Origin of the sequence: Sulfodiicoccus acidiphilus, assembly GCF_003967175.1 — an archaeon.
Classification (GTDB): domain Archaea; phylum Thermoproteota; class Thermoprotei_A; order Sulfolobales; family Sulfolobaceae; genus Sulfodiicoccus; species Sulfodiicoccus acidiphilus.
The window spans coordinates 1,141,426-1,164,395 of sequence record NZ_AP018553.1; the positions used below are offsets into that span (position 1 = coordinate 1,141,426).

A 22,970-nucleotide genomic window follows, 5' to 3' on the forward strand; every position below is an offset into this window, starting at 1 on the left:
GCTAAGCATTGATTACTTGTTTTATTTTTTTCACGGCCTCCTCGTCTTCTCCTGTGTAGTAAGTTATCGCCTCTCCGCTGTTGTTTAGCCTACCGGTTCTTCCTATTCTGTGGATGTAAAGTAACGGATCTCTAGGCACATCGAAGTTGATCACTTTACGTAAGGACATCACGTTTATCCCTCTAGCGCCTAGGTCAGTAGCCACTAGAACGTCGTATCTGCCTGACCGGAAAAGGTCCATGTTCCTGTTCCTTACCGTCTGTGGGAGGTCTCCATGCAACTTAGTTACTGATAGTCCTCGACGCCTAAGTTCGTAGAAGAGTTCCTCCGCCCTAGCTTTGGTATTAACAAATACTACGGTGTTAGGTTCAACATCGCTGACCAGAGCAGTAACCTTGCTTGTCCATCTATCCCTCACCCGCACGAATCTTTGACCTACGTCGGCTACCTCGTAGTCTGTTCCTGCAGTAAGCCTCACCACCTTGGCCTCGGCGTACTTCCTAGCTACGCTCTCCACTGGTCTAGGAATAGTGGCTGAGAAGAAACCCACAACGTCCCTAGCGGTGTTCACGAGAATCTCCTCAACGTCCTCTATGAAACCCATATCGAGCATGGTGTCCGCTTCATCGATTACTACAAAAGAGAACCTCTGAAGGTCCAACCACCCTTTACCCCAAAGGTCTAGAAGTCTACCTGGAGTGCCCACTACTACTTCAGCTTCACATTCCTCAGCCTGTCCTCCGTAGCCGACCCCTCCGAATACTGTTCCTACCTTAGTTCTCGCATATTTTCCTATCCTTTTTATCTCAAAGGAAGTTTGTCTCGCCAGTTCGCGGGTGGGAACTACCACTAGCCCAGGCCTACCAAGTTCGACTAACGGAACTCCATAAGCTGCGGTCTTACCGCTACCAGTTCGCGCTTGAACTAGAACGCTTTCGCCCTGCAGAAGCATGGGAATCACGACCGACTGTACCGCAGTTGGCTCTTTGAAGCCCATGTCCCTAAGAGCTCTCTTTACATTCTCTGAGAGGTTTTCTATCATAGCGATTCCTAGATCTCGAGGATTTTAAGCCTGCCTAGGTCGTGATTCCGTATCTTAATATTAGGTTCAAAGAGATGGGTGACTCCACTATTCACAATTGAAAACCCATTTACAGAAAAATATGAATTATGGATTAGTCCAATATCTTCCAGTGCCTCCTTAGGATGTGCTCCAGAACATATATTGACCAGAACATATATTGATGTGAGGAACGTTAAGGACGCTGAAGCGATTGAGAAGTTGGCGTCTCTCCACTTAGCCTTCCCCAGGTATTACGAGACTTCCTCCAGTACGTCCTAGCGTCTTGCTAGAGATTACTCCTTCCAGCAAGCACCCCTAAACGGGTCCGGCCTCCAGCTTCAAGCTAGCGAGACCACGAACTGGTTACTGGAAGGGGGCTCCTCTTATACTGAATCTAGTGTAACCTCGTCTCGCTTAATCGAGAGGGTTTATACTTCAACTCAGTTGGGATCGGACCCCTTCTATTCCGCTGATTAAAGCAGACGTCAGTCTACCTCGGGTATTGTAAATTTCATACATCGTTGTCAACAGCTTCAGATAAGTCGTGAAGTTTACAAAGGATCGAAAGCCTCGCCCTTCAGGGCGGGAATGTCAATTTAAACATCCTCTTCGTTCCAAACCCCTCGATGTCTTGGAGGGTCGAAGGATCGGAGCTACCGTTTCCACGAAGGTCACCCTCGGAACCCCTCCTAGCCCCCGTGAACGACTACGTCGAAGCGATGCGTTCCACCCCGTTCCGGTCGAAGGAGAACGTGGAAAACCCGAATGAGAAGGGAGTGTTAGGAAGAGTCCACGAGGAGTTGTACAAGAGGTTGAGGGAGGAATTCAACCTACCTTCAGAGGTCGCCGAGGACTGTTATAGGGATGCACTCCGCCCAGAGCTATAACCTAGACCCAGGGACAGTCTAGGGTGGGAAGAGTCAGCGAGCTTCAAATCTCTGGCCACCCCAGGAACTCGAGCAGCACGTGAGCCGGAAGACGAGGGAAGCCAGAGTCGTAGTCTAGGACAGGAAGGCCTCCCTCAGGCCTTAGGGAGGGGAAGGTAACCCGAGTCGAGTGTCGCCGTAGACGTAAACATGGCTAAAGTAGCCTGTAAGGACGACGCCCAACACATCTGGATACCCCCGCGCCTCCCCGACGCCCACCGTTTGAAGTAGCTAGCTGAGGGCTTGCGAGGGAAGTACCCCACCAGAACGAAGGGATCCTCAGCGGGGCTCCTTCCACCTAAAGGCCAAAAGGATCACAGAGATGGCCAACAAAGGGGAAGTGGGTCGTCGAGGAAGCCACAAGGCTCGGGGCAAACGCGACGAAGTTGGAGAACTTAAGAACTTGATCAGAAACGTTGGTGAACTACCGAGGAGTTTAACGATGGGTTGTGGGTGCAGTATCATCTCTTGCGGTGTTGGATTATGTGGCAAGCGAAGAAGTGTGGCGTTCTAGTTGAGTTCGTTAACCCTAAATACTCTTCCGTCTCGTGTCCCAAGTGTGGGCAAAGAACGGAAGAAAAGGGGTACCTTTGGTTTAAGTGCACTTGTGGTCGCGAGGACGACCGCGATGTCGCAGCGGCGAACCTGAACGGGAGGGGTCCTCCGACCCTCTCGACCGCCCCTCAGGGATGTAACCCCGAATCGGTGGGGGGGAACCCTCGCCATTCGTGGCGGGGAGGAAGTCAGATTCTTCGAAGCTAAACATAATACACTTGGTCTAGATAAGGTGTGACTATCTAGACGAGATGCTGCAGTAAACTAAAGGTGTACGTTCCTCATCCGACAGTAACACTCAGTTAGGTGGGGTCATCCCGCTAATGGGAAGGAGATGAACGGGTTCCCCCCAAGACTCTGGTGAAGTTCGATTGTAGAGAATTGAATACACATTCGTAAGAATTGAATGAAGTTCAAACCTTCTCCACTGGCACCTTCACTAGAGGTAGACTGAAGGTGTATGTGCCGAGCGATCCTCCCAATGGCCTAACCCCGACAGAGGTCCCAACTCCTCCTCAACTTACTCGGGAGGGGAAGTGAGACCCCTGAGCTTCTACCCTTAGGTCAAGTTGAGTCGCGAACCAGGAAGCCCCTCCCGTGAGGGAACGGTAGTTCACAGTGTAGTGGAATAAGACCCATACCCCACAGGAAGTCAGATTAGTCCTGTGAAAGGACTTCTTTCAATACTCTCACTCCCTTAACAATGTGCTCCTCTTGTGCTACTGCAACACTTAGTCTTGCGTAAGTCTCTCCCCCTCTAAGAAAGAACGGCCCAGCTGGAACGAAAAGAAGTCCTTTCGTCAGCGCAGTATGAAAGACACTATCAGCGTCCTTATGTAGATTTAGGAGCAAAAAGAAACCACAGGACGGAGGATTGAAGTCGTCCAATCTGTTTTCCCTAAGAGATTCTACAAGGATCTTCATCTTCCTTCCGTAGTGAGAGCTTAGTTGCTCTGTCCTGCCTTGGATCACTCCCCTTTTCAAGAGGTCAGCTACAACGTATTGATTGATGGTGGACGTTGAGAAATCGTTCTGCTCGAGCAGGGCTAACTTCTCAGCTACTTCCTGATTTGCTAAAATGAAGCCTATCCTCAGCCCTGGCGCGAGAATCTTACTGAAGGTGCTCACGTAAATCACTCTACCGTTGTTATCGAAGGACTTAACTGGAGGGGGAACCCCAGTGGATATTGGCCTGTAGGGATCGTCTTCAAGTATGTAGAAGTTCCGCTCCTCTGCCAACTCCGCCAACCTCTTTCTTCTCTCTAAACACGTCGTGACACCTGCTGGATTGTGGCAGTTGGGAATTATGTAAACTATAGAAACTTTCACAGTCCTAGTTAGAGATTCCAATTCATCTACTGACATTCCCCTTTCATCTAGAGAGACAGGTAGGACTACGGAGCTCCTTAACTTCATGGGAGTGAGGGTCTCTACGAAGGTTGGATTCTCGGCGACTACTACCTCGTTCTCAAGCAGGTACTTAGCGATCAACTCTATTGCATGTTGCGCACCACTCGTTACGACGAGCCTTTCTCCCTTTCTTATCGATAGTCCTAAGAAAGGCAGAAAGTTCTCTATTTCCTTTACTAGAGATTCCTGACCTCCGGCTCCTGGATAACCTAGAGCTCGAGGCCCGAGGTCGCTCAGGACCCTGTCGTATGAGTTCATTATTTCTCCCACTGGGATGGTCGAGGGATCGGGCGAGCCTGCAGCCAAGTTGTATAGCGCCCTAGAGCTATACCTCGACGCCATCTCCACAGGTGATAACTCTATTTCCTTACCGATCCTAGAGACCATGTCCCCCTCACCTTTACCTCCTCTCGACCCCCACTTTTCACCGCCTTCTCAAGCAAAACCTTCATGACACTTACGTCCTCTAGCCCTATCCCCACCGACTTAAACATGGTCACTTGCTCTTTGGAGCTCCTGCCTACCTTCCTAGCTACGACAGAAGAGAAAGGAACAACCTTCTCCCACTCCATCATATTCATCTTTTCGGCAAGTACGAAGTCTCCTGACTCTAACCTCACCTGCTCCAAGTCCTCCACTGCTATTACACTTGACGCTTTTATTAAGTCTGGAAAGACCTCAGCCCTAGACGGTACGTTAGACCCGAAGGCGTTGACGTGAACTCCTTGAGGTAACATGCTACTTTTCAAGAAAGGTGCTTGGGAGTTCGTTATTGTTACTACTACATCGGCCCCCTCACAGGCATCGGTGTAGCTGGACGCCACCTTTACTCTTATTCCTTTCTCCTCGAATACCCTCTCGGCCTCGAATATCCTCTCCTTGGTCCTAGAGAAGATCTTTAGACTTGCTCCAGTTAACTCGTGAAACGCCTCCACCTGGGCCATTCCCTGTCTACCAAGTCCAATTATGGAGACCGAACCGAGGTTATTAGCCATGTACTTAGCTCCCAGCACAGATAGGGCGGCGGTCCTCATTCTTCCCATTAAATCCGACTCGACCAGGGCTACTAACTCCCCACTAGATGCGTCGAATAGTAACGACACGAAGTTGGGCTGAAACTTGCCGCTAATGTAGGCCTTGAAGCCCAAGTAATTCCAAATTCCCGCAGCTTGGATACTTAACGTAGCTCCAGCTATGGACGTTCTGGTCCTAGGAGTATTAATAGTGGCACCTTCAGCTTGCTCTAAGAACGCCTTCTCGAGCACATCAAAAATCTCCTTATAGGTAAGTAGCTTCTCTACGTCGGTCTCCCTAAGGACTATCAAGTTAAACCACACCTAATGCACTGGGCCCACAAATAAGCATTGAATGGAGGTCCTCGAGCTCATGACGTCAAGAAAATGTTAAGAAATGAAGAAGACAATTGCTCTCACTCGTATCAGTCAACTGTCGAAATCTGTACTAATGATTTAAACTCTCCACTCGAGAGTTGGAGTATGAGGGAGGTGTTTATAGTATCAGCTGCTCGCACACCTATCGGTAAGTTACTTGGAACTCTGAGCAGGCTTTCCCCCGTGGAGTTGGGGGTCCACGCAGTTAAGGCAGCCCTTTCCAAGGGGTCAGTTCCCCCTGAAGCGGTAGATATGGTAATTATAGGGAACGTCCTTAGGGCAGGCCACGGACAGGACCTGGCTAGACAAATCTCAATCAGAGCTGGGATAAGACCTGAAGTGGATGCTTACAGCGTAGATATGGTTTGCTCTTCTGGAATGATGAGCTTCATAAACGGCGTACAGCAGATAAAGAGCGAGGACTCGGAGTTGGTAGTGGTTGGAGGAACTGAGAGTATGAGCCAGGCTCCCTTCGTCACCGATCCCACTCCAAGACAGGGTGTAAAGTTTTCAAGGACCGGCCTACGTTTGAGTGACTCTCTACTTGTGGATGGTTTGACGGATCCTTTTAACCAGAAACTCATGGGGAAGAAGCTGATATGGTAGCTAAGAAGAACAACATCTCTAGAAGGGACCTGGATGAAGTCTCGTTAGAAAGCCATAGGAGGGCCGCTAAGGCAACAGACGAAGGACGGTTCAGGGACGAGATAGAGCCACTTCACCTAGGAGGAGTTCTCGTGGACAAGGATGAAGGTATTAAGAGGGATACTTCGATGGAGAAACTGTCTAAGTTGCCTCCAGCCTTTGGTTCCGACGGGCTTCACACAGCTGGCACGTCATCCCAGATGTCGGATGGCGCTGCTGCTGTAGTACTTGCAAGCGACGAAGCTTTGAGGAAGTACAGACTGCAGCCAGTCGCTAGGGTCCTAGGTTACAGTTGGATAGGAGTGGAGAGCTGGAGATTTACGGAGGCTCCCATAGCGGCGGTTAAGAAGCTGTTGAACAAACTGAACTTGAGCTTGACTCAGTTTGACTTCTTCGAGAATAACGAGGCATTCGCGGTGAACAGTGTTCTGTTCAATAGGTTTCTTAACGTTTCATATGATGTACTGAACGTCAACGGAGGAGCTATAGCATTGGGACATCCGATTGGGGCCAGCGGATCGAGAATAATAGTTACACTCCTTAATGTTCTAAAGCGAAATGGTGGAAGGAAGGGGATAGCTGCTCTCTGCCATGGTATAGGTGGAGCGACTGCAGTGGCTTTAGAGCTGCTTTGAGTTGTGAACTTACCTTGCTCTCACGGACAGGGCATCGTGCTTCATAACCCCACCTTGCTTAACGGGTACGGATGGAGCTCCAAGGCTCAGAGGGCCGTTCCGGCCCTGGTCTAGATCTGCCGGTGTCCACACGTCGCCAGATGGGGCAGAGTGTTACCTCACGGACCCTCGCTCGGAGGCGTCTCGGCGACTCACTCAGACTCAATGACTATAGTCTAGATATTATCGCGAGAACTTACATTTAAACGGGTCTTCCGCCCCCTTAACCCGCTTTAAGATAAAGGATGTGAGTTCCGAGGAGGGAGTCAGATTCCCTGGGCCTGAGTTTCTAAAACCTTAATAGCTCTACTTCCCACTCCTTCTAAAGGTGAAGGAAAGGGTTGCCTAAGAAAACACAAGATAACACTACTCCCCGCGAGATACCAAGACCCGCTGAGGGAGAAGTCATTTGTGTAGTGAAGAAAACTCTAGGAGGAGATCACCTGTCCGTGAGGTGTTTCGACGGAGTGGAGCGTCTAGCCAGGATACCAGGGAGAATGAAAAAGAAAGTGTGGATGAGGGAGGGAGATGTCATCTTAGCTGCTCCCTGGGACATCCAAAGCAACAAGTGTGACGTTGTGTACAAGTATGGTAATGATGAAGTAAGGAAGTTGATAGAGTTCGGGGTAATAGACCCCAATATACTCGATCAACTTAGAGGTTGAACCCCATAGTAAAGAGGAGCCAAAGAAGGAGGAAGGACGAGGATAATGTAAAGGTAGTTGACTCTGCACTCGATAGCAGGACCGCTCAGGCTATCTTGGAGATCATGCGGAAGCTCAGGTTGAGGAGGGTCTTGGGATCAATAGCCTCTGGTAAAGAGGCGCGAATCTATCCGGCAATAGACGAGGCAGAGAAATACTATGCTCTGAAGGTTTACTACATGGCAACAGCCACGAGTAAGAGAAGCACTATCAAGTATATCCAAGGAGATCCGCGATTCGACGGAGTGAGCCTTGGAGATACGAAGGAACTGATATATACGTGGGCCAAGAAGGAGTTCAAGAACCTCATAAGAATGGCTGGAGCGGGAGTGAGAGTCCCCCAGCCCTTTGTCCTCGTAAGGAATGTCGTAGCCATGGAGTTCCTAGGTGACGGGCCTGCTCGGGCTCCTCTCCTAAGGGAGCTTGATCCTTCTTTGATAGACGCCGCACTGTATCTGAAACTGATAGAGCAGGTCGAACTCACAGTAACCAAAGCTAGGCTGGTCCACGGAGATCTGAGCGAATATAATGTTGTGATTGTCCGGGGAGAGCCTTACCTCATAGACGTTGGTCAAGCTTTGCCAGTAGAACACGATAAGGCAGAGGAGATGTTGATAAGGGACCTAAGTAACTTAAACAGGTTCTTCGAGAGGCTAGGTATAGAGACCGTTGAAGTCGAGGAGACAGCTAAGGACTTACTGAAAAGGGCGGGGAGTCTTACCTCTTAACGTATCCAGCCATTGCATCAGAGAAGACCTCCTTTAACCTCTCTAGCGCGGCTTCAACAGAACATTTCCTTACCGTTTCTTTACCTACCTTTCCCATCCTGTCTGGATCTTTGAAGGCTAGCTCCAATTTACGGGCCAGCTCTTCATGATCACCAGCCCTGAACACGTAACCATTGACTCCCTCTAAGACTAACTCACTGACTCCGGCCCCAGAACTCACAACAGCAGGTTTCTCGTAGGCCCAGCCCTCACAAGCCACTAGCCCGAAACCCTCTACATTAGAGGGGAGGAGAACTACGTCAGCTCTCTGGTATAGGGCGTTGAGTTGATGATCCTCGACGTAGCCTGTGAAGATCACTTTATCCTCAAGTTTAAGTTCCCTAACTAGCGCCTTTAGCTTAGAAGCCCATGAACTAGCCTTATTGTATCCTAGGGACTTCGACGTGAAACTACCGTTCCCCACCAGCACGAGTTTGCCCTCCACTTTGTTCATCGCCTTTATCGCGACGTCTTGACTCTTTATTGGATCCATTCTTCCTACCACTACTATTACCTTGTCGTCTGGTTTCAGGTTGAACTTAGCCGACACCTCATCCACCTCAGCTCTATTAGGAGTGGTCATCTGGTCCACGTCAATAAACGGATACACTTGCCTCGCCTTTACTCTGGCTCCAGCCCTCACTAGGCTCTCAAGGTCTCTCTTGGTGCTTACTATTACTTCGTCGAAGCCCTCAAAGGACTTGAGCAGGAAATCCCTTATTTTTGGACTTAGTCTCTCTACGGCAACAGGTATGTGGTACCATAGGACTGTCGGAGCCGAGGGTCCTATTATCCCCCCTATGAGGAGCTGTTGAAAGTCGTTGATGAAGTATAGGTCTGTATCATCGTAGAACTCGAGCAGCTTCTGGGACGACATCCAGTTGTAGGTGGCGTACGCTATGTAGTCCTTGGGGCTCATATCGTATCTCCTTACACCGTGGGCCTCATTGTAAAGGCCCTCTTTGAAATTAGTGTAGTGCCTTAACGTAGAGGGGTCGAGGTCTATGAAGTGCACTTCGACTTCTCCCATCTTAACTGACGGAGGGTAGCCTGGTCCTAAGGAAACCCACCTAACTCTAGAGAATCTTCCTTTGGATATCATACCTAACATCATTTTCGCGACCCCCCCAACAGTGAGGGTGTAGTCAGATGGTTCGAGTTTAGAGACGTCGAGAGGTAGGTCTCTCGCATCGTACCTTTCCAAGATCTCTCTATAGTTTACGTCGAACCTAATTGGAGGAGTCTGGCTGTTTATTGCAATTGAAGACATACTATGAAGTCTCACTCCAAGTAAAAAACTAGAGAACAAGGATTTCTTTAGATAGAGAGTTCATCACTTGCGCTCTTCCCCTTAGAATAACCATGTCCTCTATTCTAACCCCTAATTTCCCTGGCAAGTAGACTCCCGGTTCTACCGTGAACACGTTGCCGTCTACAAGGGGTTCCTCGTTATCCTTAGAGATGTAAGGTGGCTCATGCACGTCTATTCCTATCCCGTGCCCTGTTCTATGAATGAAGAACTGTCCGAGGCCAGCTCGAGAGATCACTGTCCTAGCGAGCGAATCGGCCTCGGCCCCACTCATTCCAGATCTCACTCTTTCCTCAGCTATAGATTGAGCCTCCTTTACTACGTTATAGATCCTTTCAACCTCTGCGGACGGCCTAGAGAGAAAAACCGTCCTAGTTGTGTCGGTGTTGTAGCCTTTCCACCTTATCCCGTAATCTAGTACTATGGGATCTCCATTCTTTAATTTTCTATCAGTTGACCGCATGTGAGGCATTGAGGTGTTTGGCCCTGAAGTCACGATGGGCTCGAACGAGGGGCCTTGACTTCCCAACTCTCTTGCTTTGTTCTCTATCAACCTTGAGACATGTTTCTCCGACAATCCCTCCTTTATGGTAGGAAGAACCTCCTCCAGAACCTTTTCTGACACCCTCACTGCAGTTTCCATTAACGCTATTTCATCTTCGTCCTTAACAGCGCGCATTGGAGAAAGTAACTCAGACGCCCGACCGACCTTGGATGGACCGTAACGCTCTACTATTGAAAGTGAAATAAACGTAGGGAGCCAATCGTCCAGGTAGACGCTCCTTCCCCGTTCTAGGGTAAGTTTAGAAAAGGGATCTTCACCATCTCCGTATGCCTCGACTCTATAGCCGAGCTGCGTTATCTGCTCGTCGTAGAGTTTAGGAGCCAGAAAGAAGTGGTCATCCAGTGATACCACGAAGAGGAGAGGCCTCTCCATCTGCTCTTCTCTGAAGGACGTCAAGTAAAAACAGTCGCTATTAGGGCCTAGCAACACATAGTCAATCCCCTTCACCATCATCTTTTCCCTAAGTCTGGCTATCCTGTCCACGTAATAATATCTCCTAAGGAGTTAAAATTGAGTTCTGTAATAGGCTTTTTCCGACTAGTGCTCTTAGTTTCGACTTTATGGGGGACCAAGCCCGAATACTTCTTACAAAGTCGGGGGTTAAGGGGGCGGAAAGTCTCGCCTTTCACGGCGGGGACGGATAGCCCCCTCATATTTATACTTCTTTGTTAAAATTTCTCTTAGTGGTACTAACGACGCTCCTCCCCAGCTCGATCTAAGGTTTAATGGGACTGTGGGAGGAGCGAGCAGCGGCTTCGATTTCCTTTAAGGGACTAGACGTAATGGGTGAAAGTCCCCTCCTCTTCAAATGGGAGTAGATCTCTGATCCACTCGACTGCCCACCAAACGAGAGATGTAATCCCGAACCGACGGTGGGAACGACGATCCCTCTGGGAGGGAACCATCGCCCTTCCAGGGCGGGGAGGAAGTCAGTGAGAAATACATTCCTAACAAACGGACTTAACCTCCCCCTCAGGAAAGTTCTCCTTCGGAGGGGATTCCTCGTTAACGTAGTCGGTTGGGTTACGTCTCTAGTTTGGTAGATAGTCGATGGGCTCAGAGAACATCCCCACCTGATGGTGGAATCGTCGACATTCTCTGATCCCCCTATATTTAGAATAATATGTTGGTTGTTCCTTCCCCAGTAGGCCTAGGGAGGAGAGTCGTCACTGAGGATGTGCTAGGCAAACTACGTCTAAACTACCTTTGACGCCCTAAGGGATGAGGCTTTGGTTGGTGTGTAAAGAGAGGCACGCTCAATATTCAAAGCAACTTAGCGTGTTAAAGCCGATCTTAACTTGACTACTTCCCCTACTATAAATATGGCCGGCGCTCTAACTTTGTTCTCCCTTACAACTACGTCTAGCTTTTCGAGGGTCGAGACGAACACCCTTTGTCCAGGTAAAGTCCCGTTTTCTATTACTGCCACAGGCTCCCCAGCTGGTCGTACCTTCAAGAGTTGCTCTTTGAGCCTGTCCGCGACGTGAACCCCCATCAATATCACCAGGGTTCCCTTCTTGGGCACGTAGTCTAAATCAATGACTTCCCCTGTCGATCTAACCGCAGTTAGCACAGTCACGCCAGAACTCATCCACCTACTTGTGACAGGTATACCGGCGTAAGCGGGAACCGCAAACGCGCTGCTCACACCAGGCACGACTTCACAACAAATACCCTTCTCAACAAGGTAGGCACACTCTTCTTCTCCTCTTCCGAAGACATAGGGATCTCCTCCCTTAAGCCTGACTACAGTTTTACCTTCAGAAGCGTACTTGTATAAGAGCTGGTTTATCTCTTCCTGCTTCTTAGATTCCCCCATCCCCTTCCCAGCGAAGATCAGGATGCAGTCCCTCCTAGCCCTAGAGAGGAGGTCGTGAGAGACAAGCCTATCATAGACAATGACGTCCGCATCCTCGATTAGGCTTATGCCCCTGCATGTAACTAGGCTGGGATCGCCAGGGCCAGCACCTACTAAGTAAACCCTCCCCGGTCCATCTTAATGGCATGGGCTCTCGAGTTAAAGTATCTAATTGTTGATTGCTACACTCGCTCTCAGAACGATTGTTGTCCATCTTTAGAGGGTTTTTAAAAGAGGAGAATTCCTTGCGAGGGGTTCCCTTGCGAACTCACCCTGCTCTAAGGGGTGTGGCTTCCTGCTTCATGGCCCCCTTTGCCCACGGGCAAGGGCAGAGCTTCACAGACGCTGAGGACCGTCCCAGCCCTGCACGAGATGAGTGCCCACGGAGAGCCATGGGCCGGGGCGGCGACGTGTCTCGCGGACACTTGCTTCGAAGCGTCTCGGGGACTCACACCGTCTATGAGTACCATGGTAAGTTTCTTGAGGTTGAATTCAAAAGAGGGGGGCTATCCATCCTTCCGGTAGGGGTCTTCCATCCCCCGTTAAGATAAATAAAGCGCACATCACTAAAATCGAGACAGTAGTAGAGCATGTCCGCAGGAGCTGATCCCACACTCTCTGAGTTGGAGTTAGTGCCGGTGGAGTGTCAACCGTCAGCGACTTCACTTCGCTGAACGGTTACGTGGAACCCCTCTAGGAGAGGTCCTCTGCTGGGCAAGAAACCACTATGACGCCACCTCGCGAGGGCGAGGTAGTTCACTTCGTTTTAATGTTCTTTGACCTATGGGAGTACTTAGACCTTATCTCGGATAGGCAAGTCCGGCAACATAAGTAAAATACCTTTCTTCCTCTTCTATAAGTCAAGGGGTCACCTCTTATCTTCCCTCCACAGTAGTCGCAACTCAATCCCGCGAGTGCGAATCCGCTCTCCTGTCTAGCAACTATCACTGCCCTTTTTCCCTTTATTTTGCCAAGCTTTTCAGTAAGTTCTTCTAGCGTCTTGGCTCTAATCAAGTTGACCACCCTCCCGTCTATGGCTCTGTAGGCCTCGCTAGAGACCTTGCTCTCGATTATCACGAATGCAACAAAGCCTGGCTCTGGAACGTTAACCGTAAACTTGATTCCTTTCTTTTTGAGCGCTGAAATCACCCTTGCAGCAGTAGATCTACTCACGTTGAGCTCTTGCGCTAATTTCCTCAAGGGTATCCTAGAGTCGTTCCTGAGAACCTCGATAGCTCTTTGCTCCAATTCACTCACTTCTACCTCGTCATTATTCCCCATATGTCATTCTTACCTGCGGTGAATATGAGTATTTTGTCACTATAAAGCGCATAGAGCAGACATTTTGCTCGTCAAAAACCTGAAATATGTAAGATGGAGTAAGGTACTTAGATTACAATGGCCCAAGATCCGGTATGTGGTATGAAAGTAGACGAATCCACTAACCTCAAGACCATGTACAGGGGAAAATTGTACTACTTCTGTTCTCCGGCCTGTAAATCCGCGTTTCAGAAGGATCCAGAAAGTTACCTGAGAAGTGGACCTAAGGGGATGCCACATGGGTGAACCGAATTGTCTCTGAGGTTGAAACATCAAGAGCAACTGCAGATAGTAGGGATGCATTGTGCCACATGCGCCATTACAGTACGGAAGGCTATAGTTTCGACTCCTGGAGTAGAAGAGGCGGAAGTTAACTTAGCTTCTGGCGAGGCTAAAGTGATTCTAGCAGGAGGTTCGCTGAAGGACGTTGTAAAGAGCGTAAGAAGGTCTGGTTACGATGTGATACTGGGAACAGCGTCCTTCCTCATAGATGTTAGGCCGGAGGAATTCGGTAAGGTGAGACAGCGAATAGAGGAAATGGAAGGAGTGGTATTGGCGACGATCTCAGCAACAGGTGTGGTGAGAGTTGAATACAACCCCTATTCGACTTCGGCTTCAGAGATAGAGAGAGAGCTAACCAAGATGGGTTTTAAGGTGGAACGGGCAGGACAGTTGAGAGTTGCCAAGGCTGAGGTAGAGTTTAGATCACTCCTTCAGCGGCTTCTGGTCGCCTCGATCTTCACTGCTTTGGTGTTGGCACTGCGAGGCCTTCCCATCACATCTATATTGAGCAGCGCGGTAGTAGTATTTTATGCAGGAATCGGGTTTCATAAAGGTGCACTAAGGGCACTAAGGAACAGAAGCGCTAACATGGACACCCTTGTTTCCTTATCGTCCCTTATTCTTTGGGCCTTCAGTTCAGTCTCACTTCTACTAAATCATTTGCGACCTTCCATATACTACTTCGACGGGGCGGCCATGTTAGTTACGTTCATCCTCGTAGGAAGAAGCCTGGAGTCTTATCTTAAGTTCAAATCCTCAGAGGAAGTTCCCTCCATGGTTAGGCTGAAGGCAAGAAAGCTGAACGGTGAGTTGGAGGAAGAGGTGGACACGACTGAGTTGAACGTTGGAGATTTGGTCGCAGTGAAGTCTGGGGAGAGAGTTCCAGTGGACGGAGTGGTCAACTATGGTGAAGGAGAGGTAGAGGAGTCCCTATTGACGGGTGAGTCTAAACCTGTGTTGAAGCGTGTCGGAGACCCGGTCTTAGCTGGAGCTATGCTAGTCAACGGCTATCTTCAAGTACGTGTTACGCGCAGTCCAGAGCGGGGCTACTTGGCTCAAGTTGTGAGAGCAGTGAGAGAGGCCCAAGCGGCTAGGTTACCAGTACAAGACTTGGTGGATAAAGTGTCGGCCTACTTCGTTCCATTGGTTATGGCGGCGTCTCTACTAGCCTTCTCTGTTTGGTACTTCCTTCTGGGGACGGGGTTAGTTCAATCGATCCTGATAGCGGTCTCTGTCCTGGCCGCGGCCTGTCCTTGTGCGCTAGGATTGGCAACCCCTTTGGCGGTTCTAAGCTCGATTAACAGGGCCACCAGAAAGGGGATTGTTATAAGGAGGGGAGAGGCTCTACAGAGCCTACGTGAAGTAAAGGCGATAGTCTTCGATAAGACGGGAACGCTTACTGAGGGGAAGCTGAAAGTGATAAAGGTGAACGAGCTCATTCCTGGTTCCGCGGAAATGGCGGCTGCAGCTGAGGAGCGTAGCTCGCATCCAGTAGCAAAGGCTATAGCATCCCTTCGCAGGACTACCCATGAGGTCACAGACTTCGAAGAGTTCCCAGGCCAGGGAGTTTATGCCAAGGTAGACGGAGTGGACGTGATAGTAGGAAGAAGGGACTTCATTCAGTCCAACGCAGATGGGGAACCGCTTGAGGATGGAGATGTTTTATACGCCTTAAATGGAAGGATAGCAGGCTCATTTACCGTAAGGGATTCCCTGAGAGCCGATGCACTAGATACCTTAGGGCGTCTACTATCTCGCGGAATTAGGGTAGTTGTTGCAACAGGGGACAGTAAAGGTGTAGACATAAACGGCGTCGAAGTCCATACTGGTCTTCTCCCTGAGGAGAAGGTCGAACTGGTGAGGAGGTTGAAGTCGTCGGGCAAGGTGGCCTTCGTGGGCGACGGGATTAACGACGCCGCCGCTATGGCGGAGGCCGACGTTGGGATAGCGTTCTCCAGTGGAACCGATCTCGCAAAGAAAGCTGGAGACGTAATTGTTCCTAATCTTCACTCTGTTCTTGAACTCTTTAGACTTTCCGAGAGGACCTTGAGGAAGGTTAAACAGAACTTAACGTGGGCATTTGGTTACAACGCCCTCCTTCTTCCCTTAGCAGCTGGGATCCTATACCCCGAGCTGTGGCTTCCTCCACAGTACTCGGCCTTAGCCATGTCTATGAGTAGCGTGATAGTGAGTCTCTGGTCTTTTCTGTAGACTAGCCTTACGTCTTAAGAAGTCCTAGTAAGTGGCCCACCTCTGGTAGAACCAGCTCTCGCATAGCTAGTTTAACCGCTTGAGGCGACCCCGGGAGGGCATAGACTATCTTCCCCTCTACAATGCCCGCTGTAGCTCTTGTTAGGTACGCCGCCGCCCTGACGTCAGGGTCGCTGTAACTAACCGACCTGAAGACGTCAGAGAAACCTATTATTTCCTTGTCGAAAATCGACCTAACCACCTCGTAAGTGAGATCAGTGGGGCTATAGCCAGTTCCACCTGAGGTAACTACAACGTCCACACCCTCACCCTCCAACGCGTCGAGTAGGGCTCTTAATATTTTAACTTTGGAGTCTGGCACTAAGGAATAACCAACCACTTTGTGACCAGATTCTATGACTAGTTGTTTTATTAGGTCGCCCGACTCATCCACTATCGGCTCCTTATTCACCATTTTCCTATACCTCGAGCTGCTGATAGTGACGACGTAGAATCCGATTTCCTTGGGACCTCTCTCCGAATGTTCCTTCCTAGAGGCCATCGCTTAACACGTGTAACAAAGAATAAATAAAATGCCTTCACCTGTGTCCACGTGAGGAAGTGGTTATCCACCCTGGCCTTCGTTTCACATGGGGCAGTAGGCTACGCTTCAATCATCTTGTTAGCGTTTGGATATCTTACATATGTTGGAGAACTTTTCCTATTATACTCCCTCACCTCGATCTTCGTTGCCTACTTCACGTTCGTCACAACTATGGAATCGACTTCAGCTGTGAGAACGCTCGCGGACAAACTAGAGAAGCTCATCGAGGAGAGAAAGGCACTGGACCCCACCAACTACAACCTATACCTGCTACATTCTGACATTCCCGCTCGCTTGCGTAGGATTTCCTCCATAAATAACATGAGGATTCTCATCCTAATACTCGTTTTTGGGGTGATGCTGGAGATTCCTTTTCTTAATCTGCTAATAGTACTGTATTATCTAGCTAGATCTTCTAATCTCCTAGCCGAGGCCACCAAGGCTGCTAGGGACTTGGGTCTACTAAGTGTAACTTCTAAGGAGGTGGGTCTACAGCTGGCCTTAGGCTTCATTACAATGGGAGCCTCTCTGCCGACTGTAACTCTGTATCTCTCCAACTTGGCCTCCGCGGTAATGTCAGCACCTTTACCTCCGCCGCCAAGTCAAGGTTCAGATCAAGGAAGTCCCGCTCTAGGAGGAACCCCCTGACCACTAGTTTAGTTCCATTAGGAAGCTCCGTAAACCTCGTCCTGAAGCTAGTAACTTCTACTGACGTGCCGTCCTCCAAGGTTCCATTATATTTGACGGGAATGGTGAATGTTTTCCCGCCATTCAATTCAACTACTCCTTCGAACTTCCAGGTTCTCCTCACTTGTTCCCATTTCTCACACTCAACTATTTTGAACGTGTACTGGTGGCCTAAATACGTTCCCTCTAGGGCTCTCAAGGATTTCAGAGAGGCCATATCATCTCGATTTAACACTTCTATGTCCTCTTCTTTAGTTGTCGAGAGGGGTTGAGTTATACCTCGCTCTCTAAGATCTTTCAAAATGGAATAGTCCTCCGGTCTGAGGCTAATCAAGTCTATATCGCTTCCACTGCCCTGATAGAGCAAACTTCCCGTAACTCCTGCTTTCGGAAATAATCTCCTCAATTCCTCTGCGATAGACGCTTCTTTCGATTCGTTTGGGTTCCAGCTGAAAGGATCTAAGATCTTCGCTTCGTCGAGAGGAACAAGTGGAACCTCTCTCCCTATTTCTGGTAAGTACTTGAGGGGGGCAAGCCTCCTCGCTAGTTGTAGAGAGTCCCGCATGGTCTTGATCTTTCTTCCCATGAAGACTCGAGGTAGGGCCACCACTCTATTTGGGGGATGATAACACCCCTTAACTGTCCAAACAGCTCCTTCGAATTCTAGGAAGTAACCTTCAGTTATCATCGCGTGTTATACGTTTTCGTACAGTCTAAAAATTAGAAGCAAATAACCATGTCGTAGGACAATCTCCTACTAGACTCTTAAAAAGATTATAATTGATAAATCAATATAATTTTTAATTTTATGTCTATTACTTCATTTCGAATTGCACATGAACTAACAACGCTTTTCTCCTTCAGATGATTTCACATATAGATTTCACAGATAGCTGAGAGCCGAAGCTCTTGTTGAGTTCGCTTAATAGGGATCGAGTAAACCATAACATGGCACACTTGCGGGCAAACTGCGAGAGTGAAAAACTGTGAGTAAAAGAAGTGCAGTCTACATCGGACTGTTCAACTTCGGTCTCCGGTTATTAATTGCCCCACTCTCCTTTCTCTTTACGCTACTGGTAGCTCGCTACCTCTCTAGCATGCCTGAGGGGACTCTAGTTTTTGGTTCTTGGCAATACATATTCGTGTTAGTAACGACTTATTTCACACTCCCTGGTGATATATTGTCCTTCATTACGTCACGTTATGCTGCTGAGGACAGACCTGTGGGCGGCGTGGTGTTGATGAACGTGGCCTTGGCTGCTATTTCGTCCATTCTCTTCTTTGCGCTGTCCCCTATCTTCGTCGCTCAAACGAAATATGTCCAGGGGACAATATTCTTTTATATTTCTCCTATTCTAATAATACTTACTTATCTTCTAAAGGTTACCAGTTCAATTGCAATAGGTAAGACCCCAGCCGTATATGGGGTATCAACCGTATTGTTTCAGGTAGCGCGTCTGGCCTTTGCTGTAGTAGCTATGTATGTACTTAACTTATCTGTAGCAGGAGTAATTCTGGCTTACTCTGTTGGGTATATAATTCAGACCTTAGTGAACCTAAGGTATGTTAAGGCTAACCTGAAGGTGGACATGAATATCGCGCTGGCCGCGCTGAAGAAATCTTTCGTGTTCGTGGTAAGCAAGCTACAGGGTCTAGCTGAAGCAACAATAATTATAATTGCAGTAGCCTATACGGGAAGCGCTGTAGTAAACTCGTACTTTGAGTCAGCCATAATTGTTTCCAACATCGCGAATTGGGCTGCATCCTTACCTAGTGGGGTAATAGCAGAGCTCAAGGACGAACCTAAGGCCTATGTCGTGGAATCTTCAGCCAAAATATTTGTCGTCTCATCAATGCTGCTTATGGCTCTCATAATCGCCGAAGCCAAACCTCTCCTTCATTTGATTAGACCTGACTACGTTGGCGCTCTCCTTGCGACTTACGTCATAGCTGCGTCAAACCTGTTAAGGAGCTTCGCCAACCTGTTCTATTACGCAGTAGGAATGAGGGATGAGACGTTAGCAGTAGAAGGAGGTAACTCGTTTAAGGGTCCAATGGGAACTATGGTTAGGAACAATGTACTTTTCTCAGCTATAGGAGTTGCGGTAAGCGTGACGTTGGGCTACTTGTTTAGAACCTCTCCCTATTCGGTGGAAGTGGCTCTACTATCCATAGGCCCTGCGATAAACTCGGTCTACATGATCTACAACAGCGTGTCTAAGTCTAGACAATTGTACTCATTTCCATTTCCTTGGAGAGAAACGCTGGTCTCTACGGTGGGCGCCATAATCGCGGGAATCCCCTTCACACTGATCCCTATCCTCCACATAAGTCAAATGATTGTCACAGGCCTCGGCGTGGTTGGGATTTACGCGATCTTGACTTACCTATTAAGCCCTTACGTCAGGAGGTTAGTATCAAGGGGACTAGGCCTGGTGTTTGAGGCAATATCTAGAGCTCGTCCAGAGGATACTCCATGAGGGAAGGTACGCAATTTCCCTGAGCCCCTCCCGCCCTAAAGGGTGTTGTTCTTCTTTTTGTCAATAAATTACGCGATTAGCTGTGTCTAGACTCTGCTCACCTGAAAGGGTTTCCAGCAAAACATGCCTTCAATAACGTCAACTGTTTTGAGCCTTTGCTGGCCATCGCCTCTATCTCAAGTTCGGCCTTTCTTTTGGAGGAAGTTTTCTATCTCGTTCTGCCGGCCAAACTACTCGAGCTCTATAGTTGCCGGGGGCTTAGACGTCACGTCGTATAGAACCTCTCCCACTTGAGGTATTGACGCCAAAGCTTCTCCAAGTTCCATGAGACGTTCCTCAGGAATCTTAGCGAAATCAGCTGTCATGAAGTCGTCAGTAGTAACGGCCCTGATGCCGATCGCGTATTTGCCTTTTCCCTCGGCCACTTTGATCATCACGTGGGTTACGTCCCCTGCACTCAGTTTCATTACAAGCTGCCTCACTGACTCCAAGTCCTTGTGATTCCATCCAATTGAGACAATTTTTCCATATACCCTGTTATCTCCCTTCACACCTGTAGCCCTAACTCTGTAAAACTTTACACCATCTCTCAATTCTCCCTCGGCCTCAAACACTACCGCGAAATACTGCGAGAAGTTTAGGTCAGCCAAATAGTTCTCAGTGAGATAGTTAGCTTCCCTGCACAGTTCAAGCTTCTCCTCGCTTATAGTACCTAACACTCTTACTAGCAACCCTGGACCAGGGAAAGGCTGTCTTCTCACTAGTTCCTCAGGCACTCCTAAGTACCTCGCCACAGCTCTAACCTCGTCCTTATACAGTTCTACAAGTGGCTCAACAACACTGAATCCGTAGAGTTCCTTGGGATCTAGTCCAAGTTGCAAGAGAACGTTGTGCTGCGTCTTAATTCCTCCGGCAGTTTCGACCCAGTCTGCGGCTATGGTACCCTGAACTAAATGGGTAGCTCCGACTTCCTTAACAACCTCTCCAAGTTTCCTGTAAAAAAGCTCTCTGAACGTTTTCCTTTTTTCCTCGGCATCGCTTTTTCCATATAATTGAGATATGAAGTCCTTTCTGGCATCGATCACCCTAATTGGAATCAATGGCCTTAGAGCGGTGCTGACCGAGTTTACCTCTCCTTTCCTCATGAATCCCGTATCTATCATGACTGGAGTTAACCTCTCTCTGAGAGCTCTGTAGGCCAAAATTGCGGCAGTGGTACTATCAATACCCCCACTCACCGCGGCCACCGCCCTCCCTTCCACGCTTCTGAGCTTCGCTACGGCTTTCTCCACAAATGCTTTCGGCTCGATCAAGTTGAGTGTACTATCCTGTACGATATTATAGGTTTGGGGGATTCGTTATACGGAGAAGTTCTTCGGAAATACGTGTTGTAGTATAAGTTCTCGTCATAACGCTCTCCGAATGATCAGTGTAAACTCAGAACGTCAGTTGAAGCCCCGAACGCCATAAAGAAACCCCTTCAGAGTTAGGAGGAAATTAGAACCAGGACTATGACTGATAGAAAGGATTTCCAAACCCCTGACCCCCTCCTTTTAGAGGGGGTTCCACTGGATCTCGAAGGTTACACCTCTTTACGGACGCTAATTTCGTTGTGGTCTACGACGAAGGACAACCGTTTCTCGACCATTGACATCACGCCTCCAGTGGCCTTCCTCAAGATGTTTAGCGTTCTATTCGAGTGTAAACTACCCCGTCCTCACGGACGGGGCTTCGGGGTTTCCAGTACCCTTCGCGGTGCACCTTCATCTCCCCTTCGGGTTGTTTACCTACCCCCGACCCGTACCTCTCGTTGAGGCACGGGCTACGTTGATCGACGCGTTCAAGTCGCGGTTACGTACCACACCGCACTTACGTCTGTATTCCCTTCCGTCCGTGCGGGCAACGTGCCCGCATCTGTGACAAGTTCTTGAAGTATTTCTAGGGTTAATGTATACCACTTTTATACCGTTGATCTTCGCTTTGTACTCTATCATGCTCTGTAGCCTTCTAAACGGCAACGAGTGAAATCTCCTATCGAGTTTCTTGCTCTCCTTGAATTTCTCCCTAATTCCTGTGAGCTTCTCCACGACTATCACTGGGGAAGGGAACTTTTTAGCGTAATCGACGACCTTCTTGGAGATAACGTGAAGCTCATGATTTACCATTCTTCTTTCCTTCCCCTTATCTTCACCACGTCGAGCCTCCTCTTTTCCTGGAGCTTCTTCCTTATGTTGAAGTACTCGTGCCTAATTTCCTTAATCCTTGACCCTTCGAAGAAAGTACCTCTGACGGGTTTTCCGTTAACTAATGCGACCACTGTAGCTAGGTTTCTCTCACCTAGATCGATGCCTATAGGAGTTCGTAGTTCGTATTTAACGAACGGTTTCTCGAGGGTGAAATAGGCGTACCATTCTCCATCTCCCTTTACGAGTTCAACTTGTTGTGTAGACCACTCGCTGTTATCGTTGAGTGCGTCGTTCATTAACTTGCCTTGTCTCTCTCCTAACTGTATTGGGTACCAAACCCCTTCACCGTCCAATTGTAGGTACAACCAGTAAGGTGTTAATTTAGTGTCCCTCTTCACGAGCTTGAACGCACGGTAGTTCACCCGTATGGATGTACGGTTTATGTGAAACTCTCTTCCCTCATTTAGTTTCACTAGCTCTACTGCCTTATCTCTCGCTGTTAGTGTAAGTGTGGAAGATAGACCAAACCTCCTTCTAGCCTCTTTGTATGCTTTCTGTTGAAGGAGTTCCTTATCCCTTATCTTAAAGGAGACGAAGAATTTAACAGCCTTCAAGTATCTCTCTAGGACTACGTTTAGCTTACGCCTCTTCTCTTTATTAGGATTCAAAATTTTTCCTTTTATAGATATCTTAACTTCGGATTTCAAGGAACATCCCAAATCTTTTTATGTCTGTTTTGGTATTTAATTTATATTTACACTCCCCGCCCTTACGGACGGGGTCTCTGGCGAGAAAGATGAACGGAGTTTTGTCATTGATTAAGGATATTTCACTACTCCCCTTGGGTGTCTCCTGACCTGAAGAGCGTGGCGAGCATGATACCTGGACGTGCTGTTCTGCATCGCCTCCTACACAATGTCATGGAGTCAACGAGGAGACTCCACCGCTACAGGAACTTCTCCTCCAACCTGCTGAGGACTTCCACGGTCCGAGGCTCTTTGTCATGTACCTGGGCCACCCTCAACATCTCTCAAAATAGAGCAATAAGTTCACTGTGGATTTGTGGTCCTATCGAAAGTCGATTCAGTGCCTAGAGTTGAAGACGGTGGAGTATGAACAGTCTCTTCTTCCCGCTTAACTCCTGATGGATGTCAGGCTCATCCAAATCCTTGACCCTGTCTCCCTGGGAGCACTTCTGCGATCCTCTCCTGGAAATGGACGTAGGTCTCCTCGATCTTCACTTTCTTGTAGGGCAACAAGGTGCAGTTGTCCACGCTGGGTTAGGCGTTTATGCCGAGGTTCATGGAGACAGCTCTGTCCCCTCGTGTTGTTTAACCCCCGTTAAGTTAAATTT

At 48.7% G+C, this 22,970-nt stretch carries 18 protein-coding genes and 2 pseudogenes; 8 read left to right on the forward strand and 12 right to left on the reverse strand.

Features of this window, described 5'->3' with window-relative positions:
- Window position 1: 1 nt before the first annotated feature.
- Window positions 2–1,042, reverse strand: coding sequence for a DEAD/DEAH box helicase (locus tag HS1genome_RS06110; RefSeq protein WP_126450035.1), 1,041 nt, complete (start codon window positions 1,040–1,042; stop codon window positions 2–4).
- A 647-nt stretch (window positions 1,043–1,689) separates the two neighbouring features.
- On the opposite strand from HS1genome_RS06110, the gene HS1genome_RS06115 reads away from it, so the two are divergent.
- Together HS1genome_RS06115 and HS1genome_RS12625 are read left to right on the forward strand one after the other, a co-directional pair.
- Window positions 1,690–1,950 carry a hypothetical protein gene (locus HS1genome_RS06115; protein ID WP_179950435.1) on the forward strand — a complete coding sequence of 87 codons (261 nt, stop codon included), beginning with the start codon at window positions 1,690–1,692 and terminating at the stop codon, window positions 1,948–1,950.
- 522 nt (window positions 1,951–2,472) lie between these two features.
- Window positions 2,473–2,751, forward strand: a complete 279-nt coding sequence (locus tag HS1genome_RS12625) for a zinc ribbon domain-containing protein (protein WP_232018795.1) — start codon at window positions 2,473–2,475, stop codon at window positions 2,749–2,751.
- 450 nt (window positions 2,752–3,201) lie between these two features.
- Here HS1genome_RS12625 and HS1genome_RS06125 read toward each other — a convergent pair whose 3' ends face one another.
- Window positions 3,202–4,341, reverse strand: coding sequence for an aminotransferase-like domain-containing protein (locus HS1genome_RS06125; protein ID WP_126450036.1), 1,140 nt, complete (start codon window positions 4,339–4,341; stop codon window positions 3,202–3,204).
- Window positions 4,314–5,279, reverse strand: a complete 966-nt coding sequence (locus HS1genome_RS06130; protein WP_158613730.1) for an ornithine cyclodeaminase family protein — start codon at window positions 5,277–5,279, stop codon at window positions 4,314–4,316. Before HS1genome_RS06130 ends, HS1genome_RS06125 begins: the two co-directional genes overlap by 28 nt.
- A gap of 171 nt (window positions 5,280–5,450) precedes the next feature.
- Here HS1genome_RS06130 and HS1genome_RS06135 point away from each other — a divergent pair.
- The 3 genes and pseudogenes from HS1genome_RS06135 (at window position 5,451) to HS1genome_RS06145 (ending at window position 8,096) form a co-directional block, all read left to right on the forward strand.
- Window positions 5,451–6,625, forward strand: a pseudogene (locus HS1genome_RS06135) (thiolase family protein).
- A gap of 380 nt (window positions 6,626–7,005) precedes the next feature.
- On the forward strand, window positions 7,006–7,329 hold the full coding sequence (locus HS1genome_RS06140) for a translation initiation factor aIF-1A (protein ID WP_126450038.1): 324 nt from the start codon (window positions 7,006–7,008) through the stop codon (window positions 7,327–7,329).
- Window positions 7,326–8,096 (forward strand): serine protein kinase RIO, encoded by a 771-nt coding sequence (locus tag HS1genome_RS06145; protein ID WP_126450039.1) that lies wholly within the window; start codon window positions 7,326–7,328, stop codon window positions 8,094–8,096. Before HS1genome_RS06140 ends, HS1genome_RS06145 begins: the two co-directional genes overlap by 4 nt.
- Here the strand turns inward: HS1genome_RS06145 and HS1genome_RS06150 are convergent.
- The 4 genes and pseudogenes from HS1genome_RS06150 to HS1genome_RS06175 form a co-directional block, all read right to left on the reverse strand.
- Window positions 8,086–9,405, reverse strand: a complete 1,320-nt coding sequence (locus HS1genome_RS06150) for a glycosyltransferase family 4 protein (protein ID WP_126450040.1) — start codon at window positions 9,403–9,405, stop codon at window positions 8,086–8,088. The genes HS1genome_RS06145 and HS1genome_RS06150 overlap by 11 nt on opposite strands.
- Before the next feature lie 28 nt (window positions 9,406–9,433).
- The gene (locus HS1genome_RS06155) at window positions 9,434–10,492 is read right to left on the reverse strand and encodes a M24 family metallopeptidase (protein ID WP_126450041.1); all 1,059 of its coding nucleotides are present in this window, start codon (window positions 10,490–10,492) and stop codon (window positions 9,434–9,436) included.
- Between the two features lie 790 nt (window positions 10,493–11,282).
- A pseudogene (gene cobA, locus HS1genome_RS06170) lies at window positions 11,283–11,996 on the reverse strand (uroporphyrinogen-III C-methyltransferase); the annotation flags it as partial.
- A 627-nt stretch (window positions 11,997–12,623) separates the two neighbouring features.
- Entirely contained in the window at window positions 12,624–13,148 is a 525-nt protein-coding gene (locus tag HS1genome_RS06175) for a TRASH domain-containing protein (protein ID WP_126450042.1), read from the reverse strand.
- A 117-nt stretch (window positions 13,149–13,265) separates the two neighbouring features.
- Here HS1genome_RS06175 and HS1genome_RS06180 point away from each other — a divergent pair, with 117 nt between their 5' ends.
- Window positions 13,266–13,433 (forward strand): YHS domain-containing protein, encoded by a 168-nt coding sequence (locus tag HS1genome_RS06180; protein WP_126450043.1) that lies wholly within the window; start codon window positions 13,266–13,268, stop codon window positions 13,431–13,433.
- A gap of 6 nt (window positions 13,434–13,439) precedes the next feature.
- Entirely contained in the window at window positions 13,440–15,680 is a 2,241-nt protein-coding gene (locus tag HS1genome_RS06185; protein WP_229768278.1) for a heavy metal translocating P-type ATPase, read from the forward strand.
- A 7-nt stretch (window positions 15,681–15,687) separates the two neighbouring features.
- Here the strand turns inward: HS1genome_RS06185 and HS1genome_RS06190 are convergent, their stop codons facing one another.
- Together HS1genome_RS06190 and HS1genome_RS06195 are read right to left on the reverse strand one after the other, a co-directional pair.
- On the reverse strand, window positions 15,688–16,221 hold the full coding sequence (locus HS1genome_RS06190; protein WP_126450044.1) for a MogA/MoaB family molybdenum cofactor biosynthesis protein: 534 nt from the start codon (window positions 16,219–16,221) through the stop codon (window positions 15,688–15,690).
- 553 nt (window positions 16,222–16,774) lie between these two features.
- Window positions 16,775–17,638 carry a hypothetical protein gene (locus tag HS1genome_RS06195; RefSeq protein ID WP_126450045.1) on the reverse strand — a complete coding sequence of 288 codons (864 nt, stop codon included), beginning with the start codon at window positions 17,636–17,638 and terminating at the stop codon, window positions 16,775–16,777.
- A 298-nt stretch (window positions 17,639–17,936) separates the two neighbouring features.
- On the opposite strand from HS1genome_RS06195, the gene HS1genome_RS06200 reads away from it, so the two are divergent.
- Entirely contained in the window at window positions 17,937–19,430 is a 1,494-nt protein-coding gene (locus HS1genome_RS06200; protein WP_126450046.1) for an MATE family efflux transporter, read from the forward strand.
- 230 nt (window positions 19,431–19,660) lie between these two features.
- Here the strand turns inward: HS1genome_RS06200 and HS1genome_RS06205 are convergent, their stop codons facing one another.
- The 3 genes from HS1genome_RS06205 to HS1genome_RS12640 all read right to left on the reverse strand — a co-directional run bounded on the left by HS1genome_RS06205 (window position 19,661) and on the right by HS1genome_RS12640 (window position 22,323).
- A complete protein-coding gene (locus HS1genome_RS06205; RefSeq protein ID WP_126450047.1) occupies window positions 19,661–20,743 on the reverse strand; it encodes a GMP synthase (glutamine-hydrolyzing) in 1,083 nt (360 codons plus the stop codon).
- A gap of 474 nt (window positions 20,744–21,217) precedes the next feature.
- Complete coding sequence (locus HS1genome_RS12635) at window positions 21,218–21,595, reverse strand: RNA-guided endonuclease TnpB family protein (RefSeq protein WP_232018796.1); 378 nt, start codon at window positions 21,593–21,595, stop codon at window positions 21,218–21,220.
- Entirely contained in the window at window positions 21,589–22,323 is a 735-nt protein-coding gene (locus tag HS1genome_RS12640; RefSeq protein WP_232018797.1) for a hypothetical protein, read from the reverse strand. Before HS1genome_RS12640 ends, HS1genome_RS12635 begins: the two co-directional genes overlap by 7 nt.
- Window positions 22,324–22,970 lie beyond the last annotated feature (647 nt).